At 66.4% G+C, this 23654-nt stretch carries 22 protein-coding genes and 1 pseudogene; 12 read left to right on the top strand and 11 right to left on the bottom strand.

The features are described 5' to 3' along the window. Positions 1–2 precede the first annotated feature (2 nt). Positions 3–758 (bottom strand): sulfite exporter TauE/SafE family protein, encoded by a 756-nt coding sequence (locus tag AC1ZQA_RS15725; protein WP_482677765.1) that lies wholly within the window; start codon positions 756–758, stop codon positions 3–5. On the opposite strand from AC1ZQA_RS15725, the gene AC1ZQA_RS15720 reads away from it, so the two are divergent. Then, positions 743–1162, top strand: a complete 420-nt coding sequence (locus AC1ZQA_RS15720; RefSeq protein ID WP_482677764.1) for a hypothetical protein — start codon at positions 743–745, stop codon at positions 1160–1162. The genes AC1ZQA_RS15725 and AC1ZQA_RS15720 overlap by 16 nt on opposite strands. A gap of 18 nt (positions 1163–1180) precedes the next feature. Here the strand turns inward: AC1ZQA_RS15720 and AC1ZQA_RS15715 are convergent, their stop codons facing one another. From AC1ZQA_RS15715 to apaG, 4 genes are all read right to left on the bottom strand, one after another. Beyond that, complete coding sequence (locus tag AC1ZQA_RS15715) at positions 1181–1417, bottom strand: HP1242/YdcH family protein (RefSeq protein WP_482677763.1); 237 nt, start codon at positions 1415–1417, stop codon at positions 1181–1183. A 103-nt stretch (positions 1418–1520) separates the two neighbouring features. Continuing rightward, entirely contained in the window at positions 1521–2756 is a 1236-nt protein-coding gene (mltA, locus tag AC1ZQA_RS15710; protein ID WP_482677762.1) for a murein transglycosylase A, read from the bottom strand. 9 nt (positions 2757–2765) lie between these two features. After that, positions 2766–4874 carry a site-specific recombinase gene (locus AC1ZQA_RS15705; protein ID WP_482677761.1) on the bottom strand — a complete coding sequence of 703 codons (2109 nt, stop codon included), beginning with the start codon at positions 4872–4874 and terminating at the stop codon, positions 2766–2768. Continuing rightward, complete coding sequence (gene apaG, locus AC1ZQA_RS15700) at positions 4874–5248, bottom strand: Co2+/Mg2+ efflux protein ApaG (protein WP_482677760.1); 375 nt, start codon at positions 5246–5248, stop codon at positions 4874–4876. The genes AC1ZQA_RS15705 and apaG overlap by 1 nt, the downstream gene beginning before the upstream one ends. A 130-nt stretch (positions 5249–5378) precedes the next feature. On the opposite strand from apaG, the gene rpe reads away from it, so the two are divergent. Both rpe and gph read left to right on the top strand, forming a co-directional pair. Continuing rightward, a complete protein-coding gene (rpe, locus tag AC1ZQA_RS15695) occupies positions 5379–6077 on the top strand; it encodes a ribulose-phosphate 3-epimerase (protein WP_482677759.1) in 699 nt (232 codons plus the stop codon). Then, on the top strand, positions 6077–6778 hold the full coding sequence (gene gph, locus AC1ZQA_RS15690) for a phosphoglycolate phosphatase (RefSeq protein WP_482677758.1): 702 nt from the start codon (positions 6077–6079) through the stop codon (positions 6776–6778). Before rpe ends, gph begins: the two co-directional genes overlap by 1 nt. 91 nt (positions 6779–6869) lie before the next feature. Here gph and AC1ZQA_RS15685 read toward each other — a convergent pair whose 3' ends face one another. Then, positions 6870–7442, bottom strand: a complete 573-nt coding sequence (locus AC1ZQA_RS15685) for a chalcone isomerase family protein (protein ID WP_482677757.1) — start codon at positions 7440–7442, stop codon at positions 6870–6872. Positions 7443–7589: 147 nt separating this feature from the next. Then, positions 7590–8213, bottom strand: a complete 624-nt coding sequence (locus AC1ZQA_RS15680) for a chalcone isomerase family protein (RefSeq protein ID WP_482677756.1) — start codon at positions 8211–8213, stop codon at positions 7590–7592. 116 nt (positions 8214–8329) lie between these two features. Here AC1ZQA_RS15680 and AC1ZQA_RS15675 point away from each other — a divergent pair, with 116 nt between their 5' ends. The 4 genes from AC1ZQA_RS15675 (at position 8330) to AC1ZQA_RS15660 (ending at position 13318) form a co-directional block, all read left to right on the top strand. Beyond that, positions 8330–8803, top strand: a complete 474-nt coding sequence (locus tag AC1ZQA_RS15675; protein WP_482677755.1) for a PaaI family thioesterase — start codon at positions 8330–8332, stop codon at positions 8801–8803. 284 nt (positions 8804–9087) lie between these two features. Beyond that, positions 9088–10587, top strand: coding sequence for an anthranilate synthase component I (trpE, locus tag AC1ZQA_RS15670; protein ID WP_482677754.1), 1500 nt, complete (start codon positions 9088–9090; stop codon positions 10585–10587). 379 nt (positions 10588–10966) lie between these two features. Further along, positions 10967–12442, top strand: a complete 1476-nt coding sequence (locus AC1ZQA_RS15665) for a SulP family inorganic anion transporter (RefSeq protein ID WP_482677753.1) — start codon at positions 10967–10969, stop codon at positions 12440–12442. Between the two features lie 12 nt (positions 12443–12454). Next, positions 12455–13318 (top strand): universal stress protein, encoded by an 864-nt coding sequence (locus tag AC1ZQA_RS15660; RefSeq protein WP_482677752.1) that lies wholly within the window; start codon positions 12455–12457, stop codon positions 13316–13318. Between the two features lie 245 nt (positions 13319–13563). Here the strand turns inward: AC1ZQA_RS15660 and AC1ZQA_RS15655 are convergent, their stop codons facing one another. The 4 genes from AC1ZQA_RS15655 to AC1ZQA_RS15640 form a co-directional block, all read right to left on the bottom strand. Next, a complete protein-coding gene (locus AC1ZQA_RS15655; RefSeq protein WP_482677751.1) occupies positions 13564–14091 on the bottom strand; it encodes a GlcG/HbpS family heme-binding protein in 528 nt (175 codons plus the stop codon). Between the two features lie 2 nt (positions 14092–14093). Then, the gene (locus AC1ZQA_RS15650) at positions 14094–14330 is read right to left on the bottom strand and encodes a thioredoxin family protein (protein WP_482677750.1); all 237 of its coding nucleotides are present in this window, start codon (positions 14328–14330) and stop codon (positions 14094–14096) included. A 29-nt stretch (positions 14331–14359) separates the two neighbouring features. Continuing rightward, the gene (locus AC1ZQA_RS15645) at positions 14360–15424 is read right to left on the bottom strand and encodes a permease (RefSeq protein WP_482677749.1); all 1065 of its coding nucleotides are present in this window, start codon (positions 15422–15424) and stop codon (positions 14360–14362) included. 228 nt (positions 15425–15652) lie between these two features. Next, entirely contained in the window at positions 15653–15892 is a 240-nt protein-coding gene (locus tag AC1ZQA_RS15640; RefSeq protein WP_482677748.1) for a hypothetical protein, read from the bottom strand. Positions 15893–16090: 198 nt separating this feature from the next. Between AC1ZQA_RS15640 and AC1ZQA_RS15635 the strand changes: the two genes are divergently transcribed. The 5 genes and pseudogenes from AC1ZQA_RS15635 to AC1ZQA_RS15615 all read left to right on the top strand — a co-directional run bounded on the left by AC1ZQA_RS15635 (position 16091) and on the right by AC1ZQA_RS15615 (position 23559). After that, a complete protein-coding gene (locus AC1ZQA_RS15635; protein WP_482677747.1) occupies positions 16091–16690 on the top strand; it encodes a sigma-70 family RNA polymerase sigma factor in 600 nt (199 codons plus the stop codon). Between the two features lie 2 nt (positions 16691–16692). Beyond that, complete coding sequence (locus AC1ZQA_RS15630) at positions 16693–18480, top strand: N-acetylglutaminylglutamine amidotransferase (protein WP_482679351.1); 1788 nt, start codon at positions 16693–16695, stop codon at positions 18478–18480. Then, positions 18477–19751, top strand: coding sequence for a hypothetical protein (locus AC1ZQA_RS15625; RefSeq protein WP_482677746.1), 1275 nt, complete (start codon positions 18477–18479; stop codon positions 19749–19751). The genes AC1ZQA_RS15630 and AC1ZQA_RS15625 overlap by 4 nt, the downstream gene beginning before the upstream one ends. Positions 19752–19768: 17 nt before the next feature. Further along, positions 19769–20760: pseudogene (locus AC1ZQA_RS15620) on the top strand (cation diffusion facilitator family transporter). 327 nt (positions 20761–21087) lie between these two features. Then, positions 21088–23559 (top strand): cation-translocating P-type ATPase, encoded by a 2472-nt coding sequence (locus AC1ZQA_RS15615; protein WP_482677745.1) that lies wholly within the window; start codon positions 21088–21090, stop codon positions 23557–23559. Positions 23560–23654 lie beyond the last annotated feature (95 nt).

The following is a 23654-nucleotide window of genomic DNA, read 5'->3' as shown; positions in this document are numbered from 1 at the left end:
GCTCAGCGGAAGAACAGCGCGCTCATCACCAGACCGATGGCCACGATGCTCCAGCGCATGACTTCGCGCGGAATGCGCCGGGCCAGACGCGCGCCTGCGTAGCCGCCCAGCAGCACGGCGGGCAGCATCAGCGCCACCCAGCCCCAGCGCACCGTGCCTGCCGCCGCGTAAATCCCCACTGCGAACAGCGTCAGCACCGCAGACACGGCGTTTTTCAGCGCGTTCATGCGGTTGAGATGCGTCTCGCCAATCAGTGTCAGCAGGGCAAGCAGCAGCACGCCAAGGCCGCCGTTGAAATAGCCGCCGTAGACGCTGACGGCGAATATTCCCGTCAGGGCCTGCAGGCGCGTGGCATGTTGCTCGGGGTGTCGGCCGATGAGGCGCAGCAGGGTTGGGCCAAACGCGAACAGCGCGGTGGCGAACAGCAGCAGCCAGGGCACCAGAGCGCGAAATGCGTGATTGCTGGTGGCAATCAGCAGGCCCGCGCCCACGCCGCCGCCCACGAGACAGGCCAGCATCAATGCGGTCATGCCCAGCGCCCGCGGCGGGCCCAGGTCTTCGCGGAACCCCCAGGTGCTGGCCAGATAGCCGGGAAGCAGCGCTGTGGTGCCGGTGGCGTTGGCCGCAACCGGCGGGATGCCGGCGTAAATCAGCGCGGGCAGGGTGAGGAAGCTGCCGCCCCCGGCGGCGGCATTGAGCGCGGCACCGAAAAACGCTGCAGCAACGACGAGGGTGGAGGTGAGTGGATCGTCAGACATGGTGGCTGCACAAAACGCGCAGCATACCCAGCAGGGCGCAGGCGCGCTGCAACCGGGTGCGCTGCCGCCTGGTGGCCAATGCCTGTTTGCCTGCCCTGCTCGATGACATCACCACGGTCCACGATGATGTGGCCTTGCTCGTGGGCATCGCGCTGCGCATGACCGCTGGGGTCGACGGTCTGGTGGCGGGAACGGCAACCATGTTTCTGGTGGGCGGTGGCATCATCAGCCACCGCTGGCCCTGGTTGCACCACGCGAGCGAGGCGCTGGCGCGCCGTGCCGGCGCTGCGCTGGGCTGGCTGAGTGTGCTGCTGTTCGACGCCGCAGTGGGCGTCGCAACCGGAACCCTGTTGCTGGCAGCGTGGATGCCGGGCCGCAAACTGCTGGGGCGCGGCGCCGCGTGAGGGCGCTGCGCGGGAAGATCAGGCCGCCAGCAGCGCGGCGAGCTGGTCCTTGAGGTGCAGGCGCTCCTTTTTCAGCGCCTCCAGGTGCGCGTCGTCGGCTGCGCGCACGCCTTCCTCGATTTGCACCACGTCCTTGTTGATTTCTTCGTAGCGCTGCGCCAGCTTCTGAAAATGCGCGTTGCCCGCCTTGAGCGCGTGAATCTTGTCGGCCTGCGCCGGGAATTCATGGGTCAGATCGTGTGGATCCAGGGTCATGGGAAAGTCCTCCTGTGTTGTTGAGCATGACTGCACCCTGAACCATAGGACGGTTCGTTTAGCCGCGCCACCGCGGCGCGCAAACCACCCGCTCTGGCGCCGTTCAGGGATTGACCGGCAGCAACACCCACATCCTGCCGGGCCACTGCATGCGTCCGGCCAGTTCTCCGGCGGCATCGCCGGTGCCGGTGAACAAATCGGCGCGCACTGTGCCGGTAATGGCCGAGCCCACATCCTGCGCAAAGACCAGACGGTTGAGCGCCTTCGGGGCGGGCGAACTGGCGTCATAGGGCTGCGCGGTGGACAGCCACACCGGCAGGCCGAGTGCAATCGCGCGCTTGTCCACCGCAATGCTGCGCATGGCAGTCAGCGGCACGCCGAGCGCGCCAACGGGGCCGCGTTGTGGCTGAGTGTCGAGCGCTGCGCTGAAAAACACCACGCGCGGGTTCGCGGCGAGCATTTCGGGCACGTCGTCCGGGTGCATTTGCGCCCAGGCGCGGATGGTGGACATGGTGACCGTTCCTTGCACACGGCCCGTGTCGAGCAGCCAGCGCCCAACAGATTTGTACGGCCAGCCGTTGGTTCCGGCATAGCTCAGCCGCAAGGTCTGTCCATCGGGCAGGCTGACCAGCCCCGAGCCCTGTACCTGCAGGAACAGCGCGTCCACGGCGCTGTCCAGCCACACCACCACCTTGCGGTCGAGCAGAGCCTGCACCGCCGGGTCGGACTGGATCTGCGCCCGGCTCCAGAACGGCAGCACGCGCTGCTGACCGTCCACCCAGGCGACGCGCCCGCCGGTGACGCCGTCGGCCCCCGCTGCGCGTGGCACCAGATCGGCGGGCAGCCCCCACACCGGCACCACATAGGGCCAGCCGCGCTGCAGCGCACCGTGCAACACCGGCTCGTAATACCCGGTGATCAGGCCCGCGTCGTCCTTGCCGCTGGCGGGGATGACCTGCCACGGCGCAAACTGCGTTTCGAAAAACGCCCGCTGCGCCTGCGTGTCAGCCGCGAGCACGGTGGATGCGCGTGCACAGACCGAGGCCAACGCAGGGGGAAGCCGCGCGCCGCAATCGCGCCGGAACGCCTGCCAGACCCCGTCAAAGTCATCCTGGCCCCAGCCGGGCAAATCGGCCCATTGCGCTGCGCGCAGCCGCACACCGGGCCCGGTGAGGGGGGCCGTCATCCCCGCCGACGCACTGGGCGACGGCACCGAAGGCGACGGCACCCCCAGCGTCGGTGGGGCAGCGGGTGGCGCTGCGCACGACGCCAGCAGCAGCAACAGCGCGGCACCCAGCAGGCGCTGCGCCCACGCAGCAGTGAAGATTGGACGCGGCATGGTCGTGGCTCAGGTCGCGCTGGCCACGGCCTGACGCGGTGGCAGCAGGAAGGTCCACGGTCGGCGCAGCAGACGTCTGGCGAGGCTGGAATAGATCGCGCGACGTTCCTTCACCTGAATGCCGCGCGCCCGCAGCGCCAGGCGGTAGGCCAGATAGAAGCTCACGCCGACATTGAGCACCCCATTGACCGCAATGCCCGCCAGCGCCCACCAGAACGCGGGATCGTTGACCACTGCGGGCCCCAGGCTGGCGCAGGCCGCGCCGAACAGGCCGGAGGACAGGGTGACGTGCCGCACCTGCAGATCGATGCCGAAAATGCGGAAGAATTCCGGCGTCAACCCGAGCAGCAGGCCGAGCGACACATTGCCGGCCATCACCCCCACATTGCGCCGCCACCAGGCCGCCCAGCGCGCGGCGCGCCTGGGGCCCAGACGACGGCGAATGCGCGGATTCCACGCAATGGCGCTGTCCAGGCGGTGCAGCACAAAGGCGTTTTCCGCCCAGCCCGCAATCACACTGGACAGAAACAGCAGCACCCCGGTGAAGGCGGCAAAGAGCGGCGTGGGGCCGAGCAGCGACAGCGCATGCAGTTCGTGCTCCGCCTGGGGCACCGGCAGGAATTGCGGCCCGAACCAGGCCAGCCCGCCCAGGCCAATCAGCAGCGCCATCGGCATCACCACCAGCACATTGCCGAACACACCGGCAGACTGCGAGCGGGTGAGGTTGGCCACTTCGTCGACAAAGCGCTCCACCCCGCCGGGGCGCGACAGCTCGCCGAGCTTGTCGGCCAGTGCCGGAGCGGTCATCGCCGGCTGCTTGGTGGCGATGGTCCAGTGCAGCAGTTGCACGATGACAAAGCTCACCGCGTAATTCAGACCGGCGAGCAGACCCGTCCAGAACAGTGCAGCCTTCAGGCCAAGAATGCCGATCTTCACCCAGGTGGTGAAGCCCATGATCAGCCCGCCGCCCATGGCCGCCCAGAGCATCGCGCGATATTCACGGCGGTCTCGGGTGATGTAGTGTTCGCCAGACTCGGCATGGCGCTCGGCCATCTTTTCCGCCAGCAGCGCCGTGTTGTGTCGCCACAGGGCGCGCAGGCTGCGGCGCTGCACATTCAGGTGCGCCAGACCGGCCAGCAGATGCGCTGCATCGCGCGCCGGGGTGTCGCCCACCAGACAGTTCAGAAGGGCCTCGGCACGGTCGATGCGTTGACGCAGTTCATGGAGCGCGTAGACCAGGCTGACCGAGGTGCCATGGTCTTCCAGGTGGTCGTGAATCGATTCGGCCTGCTGGCGGCAGGCGTCCAGACCCGCGCGCAACAGCGCGAGGGTTTGCGGCAGCGTGGTCCGATCAGCGGGCGCCGCCGTGTGCGCAAGCTGCGCCTGCACCGCCTCCACTTGCGCGGACAGGTGTTTGAACGGGGCTTCGGCCTCGGCCTCCCACGGGCCCGTGGTGCGCATGCGCGAGCGCAGATCGGGTGAAAAGCCGGTGGCGCGGATCTGGCTGACGGTAAAGGTCAGGGCATCGAGCAGTGCCGTGCGCCAGAGCAGGTTTGCGGGCGCTTCGGTCGCGTCGGGCGAGGGCGTCTCCAGCAGCGCGGTCAGGCGGGCCAATGCGGCGCTGTCCAGTGCATCCAGCCAGACGGCGTCGCGCGCATTCGGAAAGAACAACGAAAACAGCACGGCGAGGTCGCGGGTTTCGGGCGACGCCGGCAGCCACTTGCGCCCCAGGCGCTCGCTGAATTCGCTGAAAAAGGACGAGCGACTGCTGAAGCCGAAATCTGCGAGCAGCAGGGTCGGGTCGGTGTGGCGCAGCAGTCCGGTGAGAATGGCGGCGACCTGGGCGCGGCGCTGCGGTTGCTGTTCCAGCACATCGAGCAACACGTCGAGGCGGCGAATTTCCGCAGGAGTGACGGGCTCCGCAGAGGCGGGAGGCAGGTTCAGACCCGTGCGCAGCGCCTGTTCGTCCGGGCCGTGACGCAGCCAGTCCAGCGCGTCCATCAGCCAGAGGGATTGCTCGACCGGCGGCAGCCGACTGTCCTCCCGTGCCAGCAGCGCCAGCGCGCTGCTGGCAGCGCGTTCGGCGGCTTTGCGCGCCCGGCGTCGCGCAAAGCGCATCAGTGCAGACTCCGCGGCTGAACCAGGGCGAATTCGGGGATGGTGGCCTCGAACCGTCCGCCATCTTCGGCCACACAGAAATAGCTGCCGCGCATGCTGCCGGTGGGCGTGCTCAGGTGCGACCAACTGGTGTACTCGAACGCTTCACCAGGCTTGAGAAAGGGCTGCTGCCCCACCACGCCCAGGCCGCGCACCTCCTCCACCTTGCCCGTGCCATCGGTGATGATCCAGTGGCGCGAAATGAGCTGCGCCGCAATGCGGCCGGTGTTGATCACCGTCACGGTATAGCTGTAGGCATACACGCCCTGTTCCAGATCGGACTGCTCCGGAAGATATTGCGGGATGACGGAGACGGAGAATTGATAGATCGACATGTCGCAGATTTTAGGAGCCCGTCGGCCTTGCGCCGCGTTCTGGGGAAAACCAAGGGAATTGCGCGCGGTCACGGAGTTTGCAGCGATTTTCCGAGCAGCGGGGTCGGGCATCCCCTTAAAATGCGCAGCCATGAAAACCTACCGCATCGCTCCCAGCATTCTCTCGGCCGATTTCGCCCGCCTGGGCGAAGAAGTGCGCAATGTCATTGACGCCGGCGCCGATTTCATCCACTTCGACGTGATGGACAACCATTACGTGCCCAATCTGACCATCGGCCCGCTGGTCGCCGAGGCAATCAAGCCCTACTGCAAGAAGGCCGACGGCACGCCCATCACCCTCGACGTGCATCTGATGGTCGAGCCAGTGGACGCACTGGCAGCGATGTTCGTCAAGGCCGGGGCCGACATCGTCAGCTTCCACCCCGAGGCGAGCAAGCATGTCGATCGCACCCTGCAGATGATCCGAGACGGTGGCGCCAAGGCCGGATTGGTGTTCAACCCCGCCACTCCGCTGGACGTGCTCGACTACGTGATGGACAAGGTCGATCTGGTGCTGCTGATGAGCGTCAACCCCGGATTTGGCGGCCAGAGCTTCATCGAAAGCAGCCTTCCCAAGGCCCGCCAGGTGCGCGCCAGGCTCGACGCCTACAAGGCGCAGACCGGCCGCGACATCCTGCTGGAGATCGACGGCGGCATCAAGCCCGACAACATCGCTGCAGCCGCAGCTGCCGGAGTGGACACCTTCGTTGCGGGCAGCGCCATTTTCGGCAAACCCGACTACAAGGCCGTGATCGACGCCATGCGCGCCAACCTCGCGCAGGTCGCCTGATGGACGCGCGCACTGCCACGCCGCCCGCGGTCACGATCGCGGGCCACGCCGTGGTCGCCGCCATTGTCGATCTCGACGGCACCATGGTCGACACCCTGGGCGATCTGCACGCCGCAGCCAACGCCACCATGCGGCTGCTCAAGCTGCCCGAGCTGTCGCGCGAGGACGTCGAGCATCGCATCGGCAAGGGCTCCGAATACCTTGTGCTGCAGTGCCTGCGCCTGCACCTGCCGGACGATCAGGCACAGGCCCTCTATCCGCAGGCCATCGCACTCTATCTTCAGGAATACACCCAGCTCAACGGCCAGTTTGCCGACCCGTTTCCCGGCGTGCCCGAAGGCGTTGCCGCGCTCAGGCAAGCCGGGCTGCGCCTGGCCTGCGCGACCAACAAGCCCACCGAACTGGCGCGCGATCTGCTGCAGATGAAGGGCCTGCTGCAGTATTTCGAGATCGTCAACGGTGGCGATGCCTTTCCGCGCAAGAAGCCCGACCCCATGCCGCTGCTCGAAACCTGCAAGCAACTGGGCCTGCCGCCCGCGCAGGTGCTGATGATCGGCGATTCGCAGAACGACGCCCTGGCCGCCCGCGCCGCGGGCTGCCCGGTGGCGCTGGTGACCTATGGCTACAACCATGGCGAACCCATCCGCACGGCCGACGCCGACGCCTTTGCCGACCGCATCGGCGATCTGCTCGTCCACTGAGAGGTCTTCCCAAAGCCACTCAAGGAAACGAAAAAGCCGCCGCACTGCGAAGTGACGGCGGCTTTTCTGTGCGCAAGGCGCACAGCAAGAATCAGCTGACGTTCTGCTTCTGGATGCTGGCGTTGGACAGCACGCCGGCCGGCAACATGCGCAGAATGGCTTGGTACAGCTCGGCATTGCCGGTGCCCGGAATGATGTGCGCGCCCGGGCCCATCAGCACGATGCCGTTGGACGGCTCGAACAGCAGTTCCACGGTTTCGCCCTTGGGAATCTGCTTCACGCTGGCGAGTTGCTTGGAGAACGCGTCCATCGCAGGCTTGAACGACGCGTACTGCGCAGCGGACACATGCTTCTTCACGCCAGCTTCGAGAGCCTTGGCCAGACCGGTTGCCTGCATGTTCGACAGCGCGGTCAGGCGAAGCGATTTGGCGCCGGGCATGGTCATGATGTTGCTGGCGGACGTGGTGTTCTGCGGCAGATACACTGCAGCGGCCATTTTCCCGCCCATGTCCACAATGCCGGCGCCGTTGATGAACAACGGCACGCCGTTGGCCGGGGCGGATTGCATCAAGGGCATGCCGCCCACGTTGATGGCGGCATTGGCGCTGACTGCGCCCATGGTTGAGGCCAGCGCAAGCGCGGTGGCAGCCCAGATTTTTTTCATGTTGGTTCCTCGGGTGGTCGAATATCAGCGAAATCTTATTTTATGAACCCACCCATTGCACGTTCGGGTTTTCACCGAAACAGCCGCCGGAAGTGGTCACCAAACATGACCGCGCGCAAGTCCGGCAGAAACCCCGCGTCGCCTTGGTTAATTGCTGTCCGAGGCATTGCCCAGCAACGCCCGCTTGAGCCGACCTTCCGCAGGGTCCTTGCCCAGCCAGATCTTGAGCATGGAGTTGAAGAATTGCGGTTCGGTGAACACGCTGCCCGTGGGCACGCCGTCGATGGCGATGGTGCAGCCCTTGCCGGGAATGTCGCTGAACGTGACGGTTTCGCCCGTCTTCACCTGGCTTTTCTGGGCAAACAGGCCGCCAAGCTGCACCAGACTCGGAATGAACGCGTTGAATTCCTCCGGGGTGAGGTTGTTCTTGATGCCTTCGTTGAGCTTGTCACCCAGTTCCTTGCCACTGACATCACGCAGCATGGTGAGCTTGAGTTCCTTGGGCCCGGCCATGCTGTAGATCGCTTGCGGCTGCGCGCTTTTCTGCGGCAGGTACAGCGCGGCGGTATAGACCTTGAACAGGAACACATAGCGGGTTCCCGCGCCGTTGAGAACGAGCGTCTTGCCACCGAGTTCCACCTGCGGGGGAATGTCCACTCCGTGCAGGGTGAGCGCCTGCGCGCTGGGAGGGAAAATTGCGAGGGTCAGCGCGGCGGACAGCAGGGCGGTCGCGCCGAGTTTGTGCAGCAGGCGGCTTGTGATCTGGGGCATGATGTCTCCTGTTATCGAACGGTCGTTCATTTTTAGCAAAATGCCGCGCCTTGACAAGCGGATTCGATGGCAGGGGCGTCTATGATGGACCGACAGACAGCGCAACAGGAGGTGTCATGTCCAAAGCGTTTCAGGATTTCTATCCCGACAATCTGGCGCAGTGCTATGGCTGCGGCAGCCGCAACCCGCACGGCCACCAGATCAAGACTGTCTGGGACGGCGACGAAACCGTCACCCGGTTTACCCCGCAGCCCTACCACACGGCGGTGCCCGGATTCGTCTACGGCGGGTTGATTGCCTCGCTGATCGACTGTCACAGCACCGGCACGGCAGCCGCAGCAATGTACCGGGCCGAGGGACGGGAGATGGACACGCTGCCCGCGTTCCGTTTTGTCACCGGGTCGCTGCATGTGGATTTTCTCAAGCCCACGCCGCTGGGAGGCGAGCTGGAAATCCGTGGGCGGGTGAAGGAGATCAAGGGCCGCAAGGTCATCGTGGAGTCCACCGTGTACGCCGCGGGCGTGGCCACGGCGCGTGGCGAGGTGGTCGCAGTGCAGATGCCACCAGATTTCGGCGCCAAGGCCGCATAGCCACTGATCAGCCGCCGAGCGCTCGCGCGAATTTGCTACATTCGCCCCTTCGGACCGTTCTGCATCCATTCAATCATTCCATGTTCGTTCATCGGCGACACGCATCGGGTTCTGGAGACCGGGGGGCCTGGCCCTGGCGGAACACGCGCGTCCTTCTCCTCGCCACTGCCGTGTGCGCGTCACTGGCCTGAGCGCTCCACGCGCCAGGCGCCAGACTGCCGCACGGGTTCGCTGATCTGCTGCGGCCCCATCACAAGGCTCGCCGCGACCCTTCGGAGTCGAACATGACCGAACACGAATTTGTCCAACTGGCCCAGCAGGGCTACAACCGCATCGCCCTCACCACCCAGGCGCTTGCCGATCTGGAAACGCCGCTGTCGCTCTATCTCAAGCTGGTGCCGCGCGGCGCTGCGGGGCGCAACAGCTTTCTGCTCGAATCCGTCGTGGGCGGCGAGCGCTTCGGGCGGTATTCCTTCATCGGCCTGCCCGCGCGCACGCAGGTGCGGGTGAAAAATGGCGCCACCGAGGTGCTGCAGGATGGCGCGGTGATCGAGCGATCGACCGACAATCCGCTGGATTTCATCGACGCCTTTTACAAGCGCTACAAGGTCGCGATGCCCGCGGGCATGCCGCGGTTCTGCGGTGGCCTGGCCGGGTATTTCGGCTATGACGCGGCGCGCTATATCGAGCCGCGGCTGGCGCGCTCGGCGCAGCAGCATCCCAAGCCCGACCCGGTCGACCTGCCCGACATCCAGCTGCTGCTGACCGAGGAGCTGGCGGTGATCGACAACCTCAGCGGCCGCCTGCACCTCATCGTCTATGCCGACCCGAGCCAGCCGCAAGCCTATGCCCGGGCGCAGGCGCGGCTGCAGGCCCTGCGCGCGCAGCTGCGCAATCCGGTCGAGGCGCCCGCGCTCGCGCCCGGCGAACTCACGCCGATCGAGCGTGAGTTCGACAAGGCCGACTACCTGCGCGCGGTCGCGGTGGCCAAGGACTACATCGCCGCGGGTGACTACATGCAGGTGCAGATCGGCCAGCGGCTGCGCAAGGCCTATACCCAGCCGCCGCTGAGCCTGTACCGTGCGCTGCGGGCGCTCAATCCGTCGCCCTACATGTATTTCTACGACTTCGGCGATCATCAGGTGGTCGGCTCGTCGCCGGAAATCCTGGTGCGGCAGGAGCGCACCCCGCAGGGACAAAAGGTCACCATCCGGCCGCTGGCGGGGACGCGGCCGCGCGGCGCCACGCCCGAGCAGGACGCGGCCTTCGAGGCTGAACTGCTGGCCGACCCGAAAGAGCGCGCCGAGCATCTGATGCTCATCGACCTGGCGCGCAACGACATCGGCCGCATCACCCAGACCGGCACCGTCAAGGTGACCGAGGCGTTTGCGATCGAGCGGTACTCGCATGTGATGCACATCGTCAGCAATGTGGACGGCTTGCTGCGCGAGGGCATGGACGCGATGGACGTCTTTCGCGCCACCTTCCCCGCGGGCACGCTGTCGGGCGCGCCCAAGATCCGTGCCATGGAAGTGATCGACGAACTCGAACCCACCCGCCGCGGGCTATACGGCGGCGCGGTGGGCTACTGGAGCTTTGCCGGCGACATGGATCTGGCGATTGCCATTCGCACCGGCATCGTCAAGCAGGGGCAGTTGTATGTGCAGGCGGCAGCGGGCATCGTGGCCGACTCCGTGCCCGAGATGGAATGGCGGGAAACCGAGGTGAAGGCACGCGCCGTGCTGCGCGCTGCCGAACAGGTGCAGGAAGGGCTGGACGGCTGACAGGGCCGCGCGCAGTCAGGCCGAACGGTTCGAAGCTCTGGCGGTACAGGTACGCGATCGGGGCCTATTGGCTACAAGCGGCCCTGTACAAGCGGCCCATCATCGGCTTTGAAACCGCCCTGTCGTAAACTTCTCAGCGCTTCCTCTCAAAGACATCCCTCGGAGTTTCACCCGTGTAAGCCGCACCCATCGCCGCGCGTTTCAGCTTCATCACAACATAGACGCTCGCGCGACGCACACACCTCCGATTCGATGAAACCAACATGCTTGCTGCGCATGCACGCAGACAGGCCTCCAGTTCACTGATCGGGCGACACGCTGACGCGCGATTTCGCCAGCCGCTCCTTTGCCGGCTGGCTTTGCAACTGGACTTCAACACATGCAATCCATCCGTCAGGACTGGTTTTCCAATGTTCGCAACGATCTGCTCTCGGGCATCGTTGTCGCCCTGGCGCTCATCCCCGAAGCGCTTGCCTTTTCCATCATCGCCGGCGTCGACCCCAAGGTGGGTTTGTACGCAGCATTCAGCATGGCCACCGTCATCGCCTTCACGGGCGGGCGCCCGGGGATGATCTCGGCCGCCACCGGCGCGATGGCGCTGCTGATGATCACCTTGGTCAAGCAGCACGGTCTGCAATATCTTTTTGCGGCAACCGTGTTGACGGGTGTGCTGCAGATGCTCATCGGCTGGCTCGGGTTTGCCAAACTCATGCGCTTTGTCTCACGCTCGGTCATCACCGGCTTTGCCAATGCGCTGGCCATTGTCATTTTCATGGCGCAGCTGCCCGAACTCATCCACGTGCCGTGGACGGTGTACGCCCTGACGGCAGGCGGGTTGGGCATCATCTACCTGTTTCCCTACATCACAAAGGCGGTCCCGTCGCCGCTGGTGGCCATTGTGGTGCTGACGGCCTTGACCGTCCTGCTCGGCCTGCATGTTCCCACCGTGGGCGACAAGGGACAGTTGCCCGACAGCCTGCCGATTTTTCTGCTTCCACAGGTCCCGCTCAACCTGCACACCTTGCAAATCATCTTTCCCGTCTCGCTGGCGATGGCGGTCGTCGGTCTGCTGGAATCGATGATGACCGCCACACTGATCGACGATTTCACGGACACGCCCAGCAATAAACGGCGCGAGTGCATCGGCCAGGGGGTCGCCAATATCGTCACCGGCTGCCTTGGTGGCATGGCGGGTTGCGCCATGATTGGCCAGTCGGTCATCAATGTGAAGTCCGGTGGGCGCGGGCGCTTGTCCACACTCACCGCGGGGGTCGTGCTGCTCATTCTGGTGGTCTTCCTGGGGCGGTGGGTCGCACAGATCCCGATGGCCGCGCTGGTGGCCGTGATGATCATGGTGTCCATCGGCACGTTCAACTGGGGCTCGATCCGCAATCTGCGCCAGCACCCCAAGAGTTCCAGCGTGGTGATGCTGGCCACCGTGGCTGTCGTGGTGGCCACCGACAATCTCGCGCTGGGCGTGCTCACCGGGGTTCTGCTGTCGGGGTTCTTCTTCGCCCACAAGGTCGGCCAGATCCTGCGCGTGCGCTCGGTGGCCGAAGATGAAGGCCGCATGCGCACCTACACGGTGACGGGGCAGGTGTTTTTCGCTTCTGCGGAGCGCTTCATTGCTTCCTTTGATTTCAAGGAGGTGATCGACAAGGTGCGCATCGACGTCAGCCGTGCGCATTTCTGGGACATCACCGCGGTGAGCGCGCTGGACAAGGTGATCCTCAAGTTCCGCCGTGAAGCCACCGAGGTCGAGGTCATCGGTCTGAACGAAGCCAGCGCGACGATGGTCGACAAATTCGCCGTGCACGACAAGGACGGTGCCGACGACCTGATGATGAGCCATTGAGAGGGCCACGCCATGAACCAAGAGAACAAAGTGCTGGCCTGCGTCGATCAGTCACATTTCGCCGATTTTGTCGCCGACCATGCCGCCTGGGCGGCACAGCGCATGGACGCGCCGCTGGAATTTCTGCATGTCATCGACCGCCATCCGGAGATCGGATCGGGCAAGGACCATAGCGGAGCCATCGGCATCGACACCCAGGAAACCCTGCTGCAGCAACTCACCGAGGAGGAAAAGGTCCGCACCAAGGCCGAGCGCGAGCGCGGCCGCGTGTTTCTCAACCGCCTGCGCGAACGGGCGCTGGCCGCTGGGGCCGAGTCGGTGGACGTTCGACAGCGGCATGGCGAGCTTGTGAACACGCTGGTCGAGCAGGAGCGTGACGCGCGGCTGATTGTCCTGGGTCGTCGCGGGGCATCGGCCGAATCCTCGGGCCGTGACATTGGGCGTCATGTCGAACGTGTCGTGCGGTCCTTGCGCAAACCCATCTTGACCGTCACCGACGCGTTCAAGCCGCCGCAGCGCGTTTTGATCGCCTTTGACGGATCCGGCGTCACCCGCCGCGCGGTGGATCTGGTGGCGAGCAGTCCGCTGTTCTCGGGGCTGGAGGTGCATGTTCTGATGTCCGGAAAGACCCGCGCAGACGCCGACAAAAAACTTCAGGAAGCGCGCACCACCCTGGAGTCGCGCGGGATGGATGTCGTTGCGTCGTACGTGCCTGGAGACGCCGAGACCATCATCGCCCAGACCGTTCGCGAACGGGCGGTTGATCTGTTGATCATGGGCGCATATTCCCATTCTCCCTTGCGAACGTTCTTGTTCGGCAGCAAGACCACCGACCTCTTGCGCTCGTCGACGGTTCCCACTTTGCTGCTGCGTTGAGACAGTGGGGTGATGACTTCTTCGTGCCGGATCAATGGCGCGTTGCCCGGGCCCGGATTTGAGGCCGATCTGCCATGGCGTTGATGGTGCGGCAGCCGCTGAGTCTCGACCAGGGCAAATCGGTTGCAGGAGCGCTCGCGCACCGAGCCTCGCCGAGCCTTACAGCAGCCCGATGCGCGGTGGATGGATGTTGCGCCCGTTTGTCTTGCAAGGACGCGATGGACAGTCTGGGCCAACGGTGACCGTCAAAACGCCAGATCCCCCTCGACCGCATCCAGCCCCGCCTTGGCACAGACATCGTCGTTGTCGCCACCCGGCGCCCCCGACACCCCGATGGCGCCGACCATCTGGCCAGCGGCTTCGATCGGCAGCCCGCCGCCGATCATCACCACCCCGGGCAGATTCCTGATCGCCGCTTCCGCCGCACCCGGCTTGTTCACCCGCGCGGCCACCGTGGTCGTTGCCTCGCGCCAGCTCGCTGCGGTGCGCGCCTTGCCTTCGGCCGCAGCCACCGTATGCCAGCCGGCGTAGCGGTCGCGCAGCAGCACCAGGGGCAAACCTGACGGATCGGTCACGGCCACCGCCACCTGCCAGCCGCGCTTGGCACATTCGGCCTTGGCCGCCTGCGCGGCCTTGAGCGCGGTCTCCGGGGTGATGACGGTCTGCTTCCAGGTGGCCGAGTCGGCATGGGCAGCCTGCGCCCACAGGCTGCACGCCGCGAGCAACGCGGCGCCGACAAGGCGCGCAACGGTAGCGGTTTCGTGTTTTTTCATGTTCAGGCTCCGAACCAGCTCTCGACCTGCGCGCGGCTGGGGATGCCGCCAGAATGCACCACCTTGCCGTCGATGACCACGCCCGGGGTGCTCATCACGCCGTATTTCATGATCGCGGCAATGTCCTCGACCTTGTCCACCTGCGCCTGCACGCCCTTGGCGGCGATCACGTCTTCAACCAGCTTTTGCGTGGCCTTGCAATTGGCACAGCCCGTGCCGAGGATTTTGATGTCATGCATCGAACACTCCTTGAAAAAATCGCGGCAAGTCACATCACCGCATTGAACACATACCCCACGACGATGATGCCCACCGCCACCACCCCGGCGAACAGCGCGATCAACTTGGGCTTCATCACCTTCTTCAGAATCATGAACTCCGGAAGGGATAGCGCGGTGACCGCCATCATGAACGCCAGGGTCGTGCCCAGCGCCGCGCCCTTGCCCAGCAGCGCCTGCACCACCGGGATGATGCCCGCTGCATTCGAGTACATCGGCACGCCGAGCAACACCGCCAGCGGCACCGACCACCACGCGCTCTTGCCCATCAGGTGCGCCATGAAGTCCTGCGGCACATAGCCGTGGATCCACGCCCCCACGCCCACCCCGGCGACGATGTAGGGCGCGACCTTGAGCACGATGTCGCGCACATGCTTCCAGCCCTGGGCAAAGCGCGCCTGCCAAGTGAGCTTGCCTTCCTCGCCGTGCACCGCCGGGATGTCGAACACCCAGGGTTCGACCAGATCGACCGGGTTCATGCGCCCGATCACCAGTCCGGCTGCGATGGCCACGGCTAGCCCCAGGCCGAGATAGATCGCGGCGATCTTCCAGCCGAACAGGCCAAACAGCAGGGCGAGCGCGACCTCGTTGACCATGGGCGCCGAGACCAGAAAGGAAAACGTCACCCCCAGCGGCACGCCCGCAGTGAGAAAGCCGATGAACAGCGGCACTGCCGAGCAGGAGCAAAACGGCGTGACGATGCCCAAAGCCGCCGCGAGCACATTGCCCACGCCCTGGCGCTTGCCCGCGAGGATCGCCCGAGTTCTCTCCGGGGTGAAGAAGGTCTGGATCACGCCAACGACAAACACGATGAGCGCCAGCAGCATCAGCACCTTGGGCACTTCAAACGCGAAGAAACTCAGCGCGCTGTAGAGGTGGCTGGACGAAGCCAGCCCCGTGGCGCCGGACAGCCAGCGCATGAAGGCGTCGGTGGCCGGTTCGAGCTGGTCGTAGAGCACGAACCAGCCCAGCACGTACAGCACCGGCACGACCCAGGCGCGCCAGGCGGGCGCGGCAACGGGCTTGACGGCGGCGGGTTGGACTTGGGTGTTCATGGGATCATCCTCGCAAAGGCATCGATTCGGTGGTGAAGACGCAGCAGCGGCGAAAAGGATGCAGCGGGAGGCGAAGACCCAGGGTTATCCCCGAGATTCGATCCACTGGAAAGGGCAAAACGCCCCCTGCCCTGCCGCAGGGGGCAACGCGTCGCGTGCCGTGAAACGCGCCGGGGGAGATTTCGAAACCGCGCTTGCCGATGCCGTCTGCGCACCGACAGCAGTGTTTCATTGCTGCGCACCGCCCTCGGGCATGGCGTACATGCGCGAACGCATGTGCTCCTGGATCAGGCCGTCGTCCACGACGGTGGATTTTTCGATCGCCGCAGGCACGCGGCCCATCCCGGCACGCATCTTGGTCAAGAGTTCCTGGGCGGAAGGCAGGGTTTGGGTGGTTATGGTCACATTCCGCCAAAAAGGTTGGCAACGGATCAGCGACAGTTCCTGCCCGACGACGTGGTGCAGCATGTGCGTTGGGCTCTTTTCATGCCCGGCGCCATGCACACCACGGAAGCGGCTTGGATTCGGAGGGTCATGGCATGCACCTCCCAACTGCCTCGCCTCGCCAGAGAAGAGGCGCCAGATCCGATAAGGATGCACGCCAAGGTTGCACCCGACCGCGCAAACGGGCCTGCACCCCACAGATGCGCCGCTTATGATGTCTGCATGGAGATCGCCACTCAGCAGCCTGCCGAAACCTGTGTCACCCGCGCCTGGCGGGTGCATCAGGCGGAAATCGAAGGCTACTTGCGTCACCGCCTGGGCGATGGCGAGCTCGCCGCCGATTTGCTGCAGACCGTTTTTCTCAAGGCGCTGCACGAGGGCAGGCGGTTTTGCGAATTGCGCGAGCCGCGCGCCTGGCTGTTTGCCGTGGCGCGCAATGCGCTCGCAGACCATCTGCGCGTGCGGCATGTGGCCGAGCCGCTGTCCGAAGAACTCGCGGCGCCAAGCGATGAGGCCGAACCGGTGGACACCCTGGCCGACTGTCTGCCCGTGGCGCTGGCCGCGCTCGATCCCGATGACCGCGACGTGCTCTCCCGCTGCGATCTGCAGGGCATGACACAAAAGGAGTATGCCAAGCAGCATGGGCTGAGCTTGCCAGCGGTCAAGTCGCGCGTGCTGCGCGCCCGCACCCGGCTGCGCTTGCTGCTCGTTGAACGCTGCGGCGTGCGCTTCGACGCCGCAACTGGTCGGGTGTGCTGCAGCGTGCCCAGACAGCCGATCAGCGCCTGTTGCAGCACCAGCCCCAGCACGACGGCCGCCTGACCATGTGCGGGATTTGCGGCGAACTGCGCTTTGACGGCGCGCAGGCAGACCCCGGTGCGATCGCGCGCATGCGCGCCGCGCTCGTCGACCGCGGCCCCGACCATCAGGGGCAGTGGCAGGGCGGCGCGGTGGCCTTTGGCCACACCCGGCTGTCGATCATCGACCTGAGCGCGGCGAGCGACCAGCCGATGGTCGATGCCGACACCGGCTGCGTGCTGGTGTTCAACGGCGTGATCTACAACTACCGCGCACTGCGCGCCGAACTCGTCGCGCGCGGCCACAGTTTTTCCAGCAGCGGCGACACCGAGGTCATCCTCAAGGCCTACGCACAGTGGGGGCAGGCGTGCGTCGAACGCTTGGACGGCATGTTTGCGTTCGCGCTCTGGGATTCGAGGCAGCAAAGCCTGCTGCTGGCGCGCGACCGCTTTGGCATGAAGCCGCTCTACCTCGCCGAAGACGGCAATCGGCTGCGCTTTGCCTCGACCCTGCCGGCGCTGCTCGCTGCTGGCGGCGTGGACACCGCGATCGACCCGATTGCGCTGCACCACCTGTTTTCGCTGCATGCCGTCGCGCCCGCCCCGCGCACCGTTCTGCGCGGCGTGCGCAAGCTCGCCCCGGCGCACACCCTGCGCGTGCAGCCCGACGGCATGCGCTGGCTCAGCCCGTACTGGGATTTGCGCGCCACTCGCCCGGATATACCCAAAACCGAAGGCGAGTGGATCGAGGCCACGCGCGCAGCCTTGCTTTCAGCGCTCGACACCCATGTGCACGCCGCCGACGTGCCGGTGGGCGTGCTGCTCTCAGGCGGGCTCGATTCCAGCCTGCTGGTCGGCCTGCTGGCCGACAAGACCAGCGACCTGCGCACCTACTCCATCGGCTTCGAGACGCTCGACGCGCACACCGAGCGCGCCGATGAATTCGCCTACTCCGACCTGATCGCGCAGACCTTCTCCACCCGCCATCACAAGCGCTCGGTGCCCAACGACGCGGTGCTCGCGCGTCTGCCGCACACCATTGCACGCATGACCGAGCCGATGTTCAGCCACGACGTGGTCGCGTTCGACTTTCTCGCCGAGTGGGTGGGGCAGGATGTGAAAGCCGTGCTCGCTGGGCAGGGCGCTGACGAGGTGTTCGCCGGGTATTTCTGGTACGGCGCGATGGATGCCGCGCGCGGCGCGCCGGTCGAGCGCTTTGCAAGGCACTATGTCGACCGCGACCATGCCGAATGGCTGCGCTTCATCGCGCCCGAGTTCCACGTGCCTGACGTGACCGACGAGTGGCTGGCCGAGCGGCTGCAACGGCCGCACGCCGACACCTTTCTCGACCAGGTGCTGCGGCTGGATGCAACCGCCTTGATCGTCGACGATCCGGTCAAGCGCGTCGACAACCTGCCGATGGCGCATGCGCTCGAAGTGCGCGTGCCGTTTCTCGACCGCGCGCTGGTCGAGCTGGCCGCCAGCATGCCGCCCGCGCTGCGGTTGCAAAGCGGCGGCAAGTTTCCGCTCAAGGCGGTGGCGCGCGGGGTGATTCCAGACGCGGTGATCGACCGCGACAAGGGCTACTTCCCAGTGCCTGCGCTCAAGCATGTGCGCGGCGCGTTTTTGCAGCAGATGCGCGACCTGCTCACGTCGAGCGCCTGCCGCCACCGTGGCCTGTACCAGCGGCCATTCATCGACGCGCTGCTGGCCGCACCCGAAGCGCCCGAACACTTCACCCGCATCCGCGGCAGCAAGCTGTGGCACGCGGCGCTGCTCGAGTGGTGGCTGCAAACCCATGTGGACGGCAGATGATCGAGCGGCTCAACCGCGATTGTTTTTGCCTCACCCTCGACCCGGCCCGGCTGAGCGCTGCGCTGCATGACGCGCTGGGCCAGCCCGGGCTGGAGCAACTCATCGCGCAGCGCAACCCGCACCTGTTTTCCGCCCAGCCCGTGTTCATCAGCCAGGCCCACGCGCAGCGCATGCGCGACGTGGTGCAGGCACTGGAACACGTGGCGGCGTTGCCGGGCTACCGGGCGGCGGTGCTGGCCTACGCACCGGCTGCGGCGCAACTCCGGCCGCGCAACCCCGGTGTGTTTCTCGGGGTGGATTTTCACCTCGAGCGCGGACGGCTCGACCTCATCGAGGTCAACACCAACCCGGGCGGCGCGCTGCTGTCGGCGGTGCTCGCGCGGGCGCAGCGCGCCTGTTGCGACGAGATGCAGGGCATGATCCCGAGCGACGCCGCGGTCGACCGCTTCGAAGCCGCGGTGCGCGCAATGTTCGAGCGCGAATGGCGCGACGCGGGCAAGAGTGGTGCGCCGCGGCGCATCGCCATCGTCGATACCGCGCCGCAGCAGCAATATCTCTACGCCGAGTTCCTGCTCTATCAGCAGTTGTTCGCCCGCGTCGGCATCGAGGCCGTGGTGCTCGACCCGGCCGAACTGGAGTGCGACGGCCGCGTGCTGCGCCAGCGCGGGCAGGACGGCGCAGCCATCGACCTGGTCTACAACCGCCTGACCGACTTTGCCCTCGACGCACCCGAACACGCCGTGCTGCGCCGCGCCTGGGACAGCGAATGCGCGGTGATCACCCCGCACCCGCACGCGCACGCCGTGTATGCCGACAAGCGCAACCTCGCGCTGCTGTGCGATGCGCCGGCGCTGCGCGCGCTCGGCGCGGACGCGGCCGCGGCAGACCTGCTCGCCGCGCATGTGCCGCACACCGAAATCGTCGGTGCGGACAATGCCGAGCGGCTGTGGGCGCAGCGCCGCACCCTGTTCTTCAAACTCTGGGCGGGATACGGCAGCCGCGCCGCCTATCGCGGCGCCAAGCTCACCCGCGGGGTGTGGGAAACCATCGTCCAGGGCGGGTATGTGGCGCAAACGCTGGCGCCGCCGGGAGAGCGGCGCATCGGCCCGGCGAGCGCGCCCAGATCGCTGAAGTTCGACCTGCGCGCGTATGCCGACATCGGGCAGGTGCTGTGGCTTTCCGCCCGGCTCTATCAAGGGCAGACGACCAATTTCCGTACCCCGGGCGGCGGTTTCGCGCCAACCTTCGAGCAACCGGCCCCGCAGGCCTGACCGCGCCAGCTGCTGACATGCGCCGCAGCCCGCATGTCAGCTTTGGACGGAGGAGGGCCATCCACGCCCCGACAGCGCAATCGGTTGTGGGCGAAGTCGCCATGCGTTGCATGGAAAGGTTCATCATGTGCTGTGGAGTCGGCGGGCAGCCCAGCCCGTTGCGGTTCGAGATTCTCGGCACAGGCATCGAGGCCGAGAAGTTGTCCCGCCGCTTGCAGTGCGCGCTGGCTGGCCTGGGCTGGTCGGCGCCGGTTGCCGTGCGTGACGATCCGCTGCGTGCGCTCGATCTGGGTGCCAGCCGCGACCCGGCGCTGCTGTCCGATGCTGCGCACAACCTGGGCGATGTCGGCGGTCTGGCGCTGGGTTGGGCCGGGCTGGCCGCAGGCCGACTGCACGCCATTGACCGCCATACCCATGGCTGGCAGCGCGCGTCCATCCTGGCGAGCTTTGCCAATGCCACCCTGCTGCTGATCCTCATGGGCGGGCTGGCGCTCGAGGCGTTCCAACGGTTGACGCACCCGGGAGTGTGGATGAATGGCCGGTTCTCATCGTCGCGGCGGCCAGCATCCTGGTCAACGGCGCCACGGCCTGGCTGTTTCTGTCCGGCGCCAAGCACGATCTCAACATCCGCGGCGCTTTGCTGCACATGGCGGCGGACGCGCTGGTATCGCTGGGCGTCGTGATGGGGGCGGTCGTGGTGCTGGCCACCGGCTGGATGTGGCTGGACCCGGCGATTTCGCTGGTGATTGCCGCCGTAGTGGTCTGGGGGACATGGTCGCTGTTCTCGCAATCGCTGCACCTGCTGTTCGACGGCGTGCCGCAGGCGGTGGATTTGCCTGCCGTGCGCGGCAAGCTGCTGGCGCTGCCCGGGGTGGTCGGGCTGCACGATGTGTTCGAGATCACGCATGTCACGCTGCAGATCGAGCCGCAGACCTTCGCCGCACAGTGCGCGCTCGCGGCCTCGGCTGCCGCCTGGCCAGGGCGCGTGACGTCGGAGCAGATTCCGTGAGCGGGCATGCGGCGCAATCGCCAGCGCGCGGTGCGCCGACACATGCGGCGACCGTGCAACCAGGTTTTGTTCTGTTGTTCTCCACGTCGCTGCAGCATGGGTTCAAGCGGCTGGATCCGCTGCCCTCGGGCTTTGCGCTGCTGCCCGAGCCCGCCGCATCGCAATTGGCGCAGTGGCGTGAGGCCGCGCAGACGCATGTGCTGGGCGACGCCGTGTCGGATCGGCTTGAGATGCTGAGCTTCACCCTGACCACCGCCTATCAGCAGCGCATGACTGCGCTGCAGTTCTGGCTGACCGTGATGTTCGGCGCCACCGAGATCGGCTTCATTGCCGCGAGCATCGCTACCTGGTACGACGCCAGCGGCCTGGGCCATCGTGCTCGGCGTGCTGCGCGAGCCCATGTTCCTGATGCTGCTGGCCGCAGGCGGCATCGATCTGCTGCTGGGCGACAAGGGCGAGGCGCTATTTCTGCTGGGCTTCGTGTTCGTGGTCATCGGCATCACGCTGGCGCAGGAGCGCAAGACGCAGCGGGCGCTGGAATCGCTGCGCGATCTGTCCGCACCGCGCGCGTTGGTCATCCGCGATGGCCGCGAGCAGCGCATCGCCGGGCGCGAGGTAGTGGTGGGCGACCGGCTGGTGCTGCACGAGGGCGACCGCATTCCCGCCGACGCGCAACTGGTCGCCGGGCAGATCGATGTCGATGAATCGCTGCTCACCGGCGAATCCGTGCCGGCGAGCAAGCTGCCTGATTTGGTGCTGCACGCTGCAGGCGCGGGTGGCGGCGCGGCGCTGTTCGCCAGCACGGTCGTGACCAAGGGCGTCGGCCAGGCCATCGTCGTGGCCACCGGAGCACGGACCGCGGTCGGCGGCATCGGCGCAGCGCTGGCGAGTACGGCCGAGGTCGAGTCGGGTCTGCAGCGCGCCTCGGCCGGGCTGATTCGCAACCTCACCGTCGTCGCGCTCGCCCTGGCGCTGGCCTTGGTGCTGCTGAGCTGGCTGTTGGATGGACGGACGCTGCTGGAAAGCCTGCTCTCGGGCATCGCGCTGGCCATGGCCATCCTGCCCGAGGAGATTCCGGTCATTCTCACGGTGTTCCTCGCGCTCGGAGCCTGGCGGCTGTCCAAGGCCAAGGTGTTGACCCGCCGCGTGCCCGCGGTGGAGGCGCTGGGGGCGATCACCGTGCTGGCGGTGGACAAGACCGGCACGCTCACGCAAAACCGCATGCAAGTGGCCGAACTGGCTGCGGGCGACGCGTCCTTCCAGGCCAGCGAGAGCGATCTGCCCGAGCGTTTTCACACCCTGGTTGAGTTCGCCATGCTCGCCACGCCGCTCGACCCGTTCGATCCCATGGAAAAGGCCATCCAAACCTTCGGCCATGCGCGGCTGCAGGGCACCGAGCATGTGCACGACGACCGCAGCCCGACTCGCCAGTACGACCTCGCGCCGGACATTCTGGCGATGACCCGCGTGTTCGCCACCGCCCGCCCGCAGGTCTACGCCCTGGCGACCAAGGGGGCGCCGGAAGCGGTGGCCGACCTGTGTCACTTGCCTGATGCGCAGCGCCAAGCCATTGCGCGGCAGGTGGAGGCGATGGCCGCACGCGGGCTGCGCGTGCTCGGCGTGGCGCGCGGCACTTGGCAGGCGCCCACGCAGGGTGCCGACTGGCCCGCGCGTCAGCACGATTTCGATTTCGCGTTTCTCGGTCTGGTCGGACTGATCGACCCGCCCCGTCCGGAAGTGCCTGCAGCGATTGCGCAGTGCCGTGCTGCTGGGGTGCGCATCGTGATGATGACTGGCGACCATCCCGCCACCGCCCGTGCGATTGCTGCGCAGGTGGGGCTGTCCGAGCGGCCCGACGTGATCACCGGCGCCGCACTCGACGCGCTGGACGACGCCGCGCTGCGCGAGCGCCTGCGCAGCGTGGACGTCTGCGCCCGCCTCGCACCGGCGCACAAGCTGCGCCTGGTGCGTGCCCTGCAGGACGACGGGCAGGTGGTGGCGATGACCGGCGATGGGGTCAACGACGCCCCGGCGCTCAAGGCTGCCGATGTGGGGATCGCCATGGGCGAGCGCGGCACCGACGTGGCACGCGAGGCCGCCGCGCTCGTGCTGCTCGACGACAGCTTTGCCAGCATCGTGCAGGCCATCCGTGGCGGTCGGCGCATTTTCGACAACATCACCAAGGCCACGCGCTTCGTGTTCGCCGTGCACATACCCATCATCGCGCTGGCGCTGCTGCCCGCACTGCTGCACTGGCCGGTGCTGCTGCTGCCGGTGCACATCGTGCTGCTGGAATTGCTGATCGACCCGGCTTGCTCCATCGTGTTCGAGGCCGAGCCTGCTGCGGCCGACGTGATGCAGCGCCCGCCCAGGCCGCTTGCGGCCAGTCCGTTCACCCTGGGCAATATCGGTTTTGCCTTGCTGCAGGGGATGGGCATTGCGGCGGTGCTGCTCGCCGGGCACGCCGCATTGCAGGGGGCAACCGGCTGGAGCGAGGGCGATCTGGGGCTGGCGGTCTTCTCCGCGCTGGTGCTTGCGCTGTTCCTGCTCATCCTGTCCAACCGCGATCTGCACCATGCCGCGCTGCTCAACCTGCGGGGGGACAACCCATGGCTGGGGCGCATGTTCGCCTTTGTTGCCGTGGTGCTGGCTGCGGTGCTGCTGATTCCGGGATTGCGCGAGGTGATGGGGTTCTCCAGCGTGCGCCTGCCGCCGCTCGCTGCAGCAAGCGGGTTGCTTGTGCTGTGCGGATTCTGGCTGCAAGGTTTGCGACTGGCCTGGGGCCGGCGGCTGGCGTGACGCTGGGCGGCATCGGGGCAAAACCCGCCCGCGTCTGATTTGGATCAAGAGTTTTGCATTCCGGCAGCATCCTTTCCCGGCCCGCGACGTCTTCA

Source organism: Thiomonas sp. DCM-2 (assembly GCF_056820905.1).
This window is presented reverse-complemented; position numbering and strand designations above follow the sequence as displayed.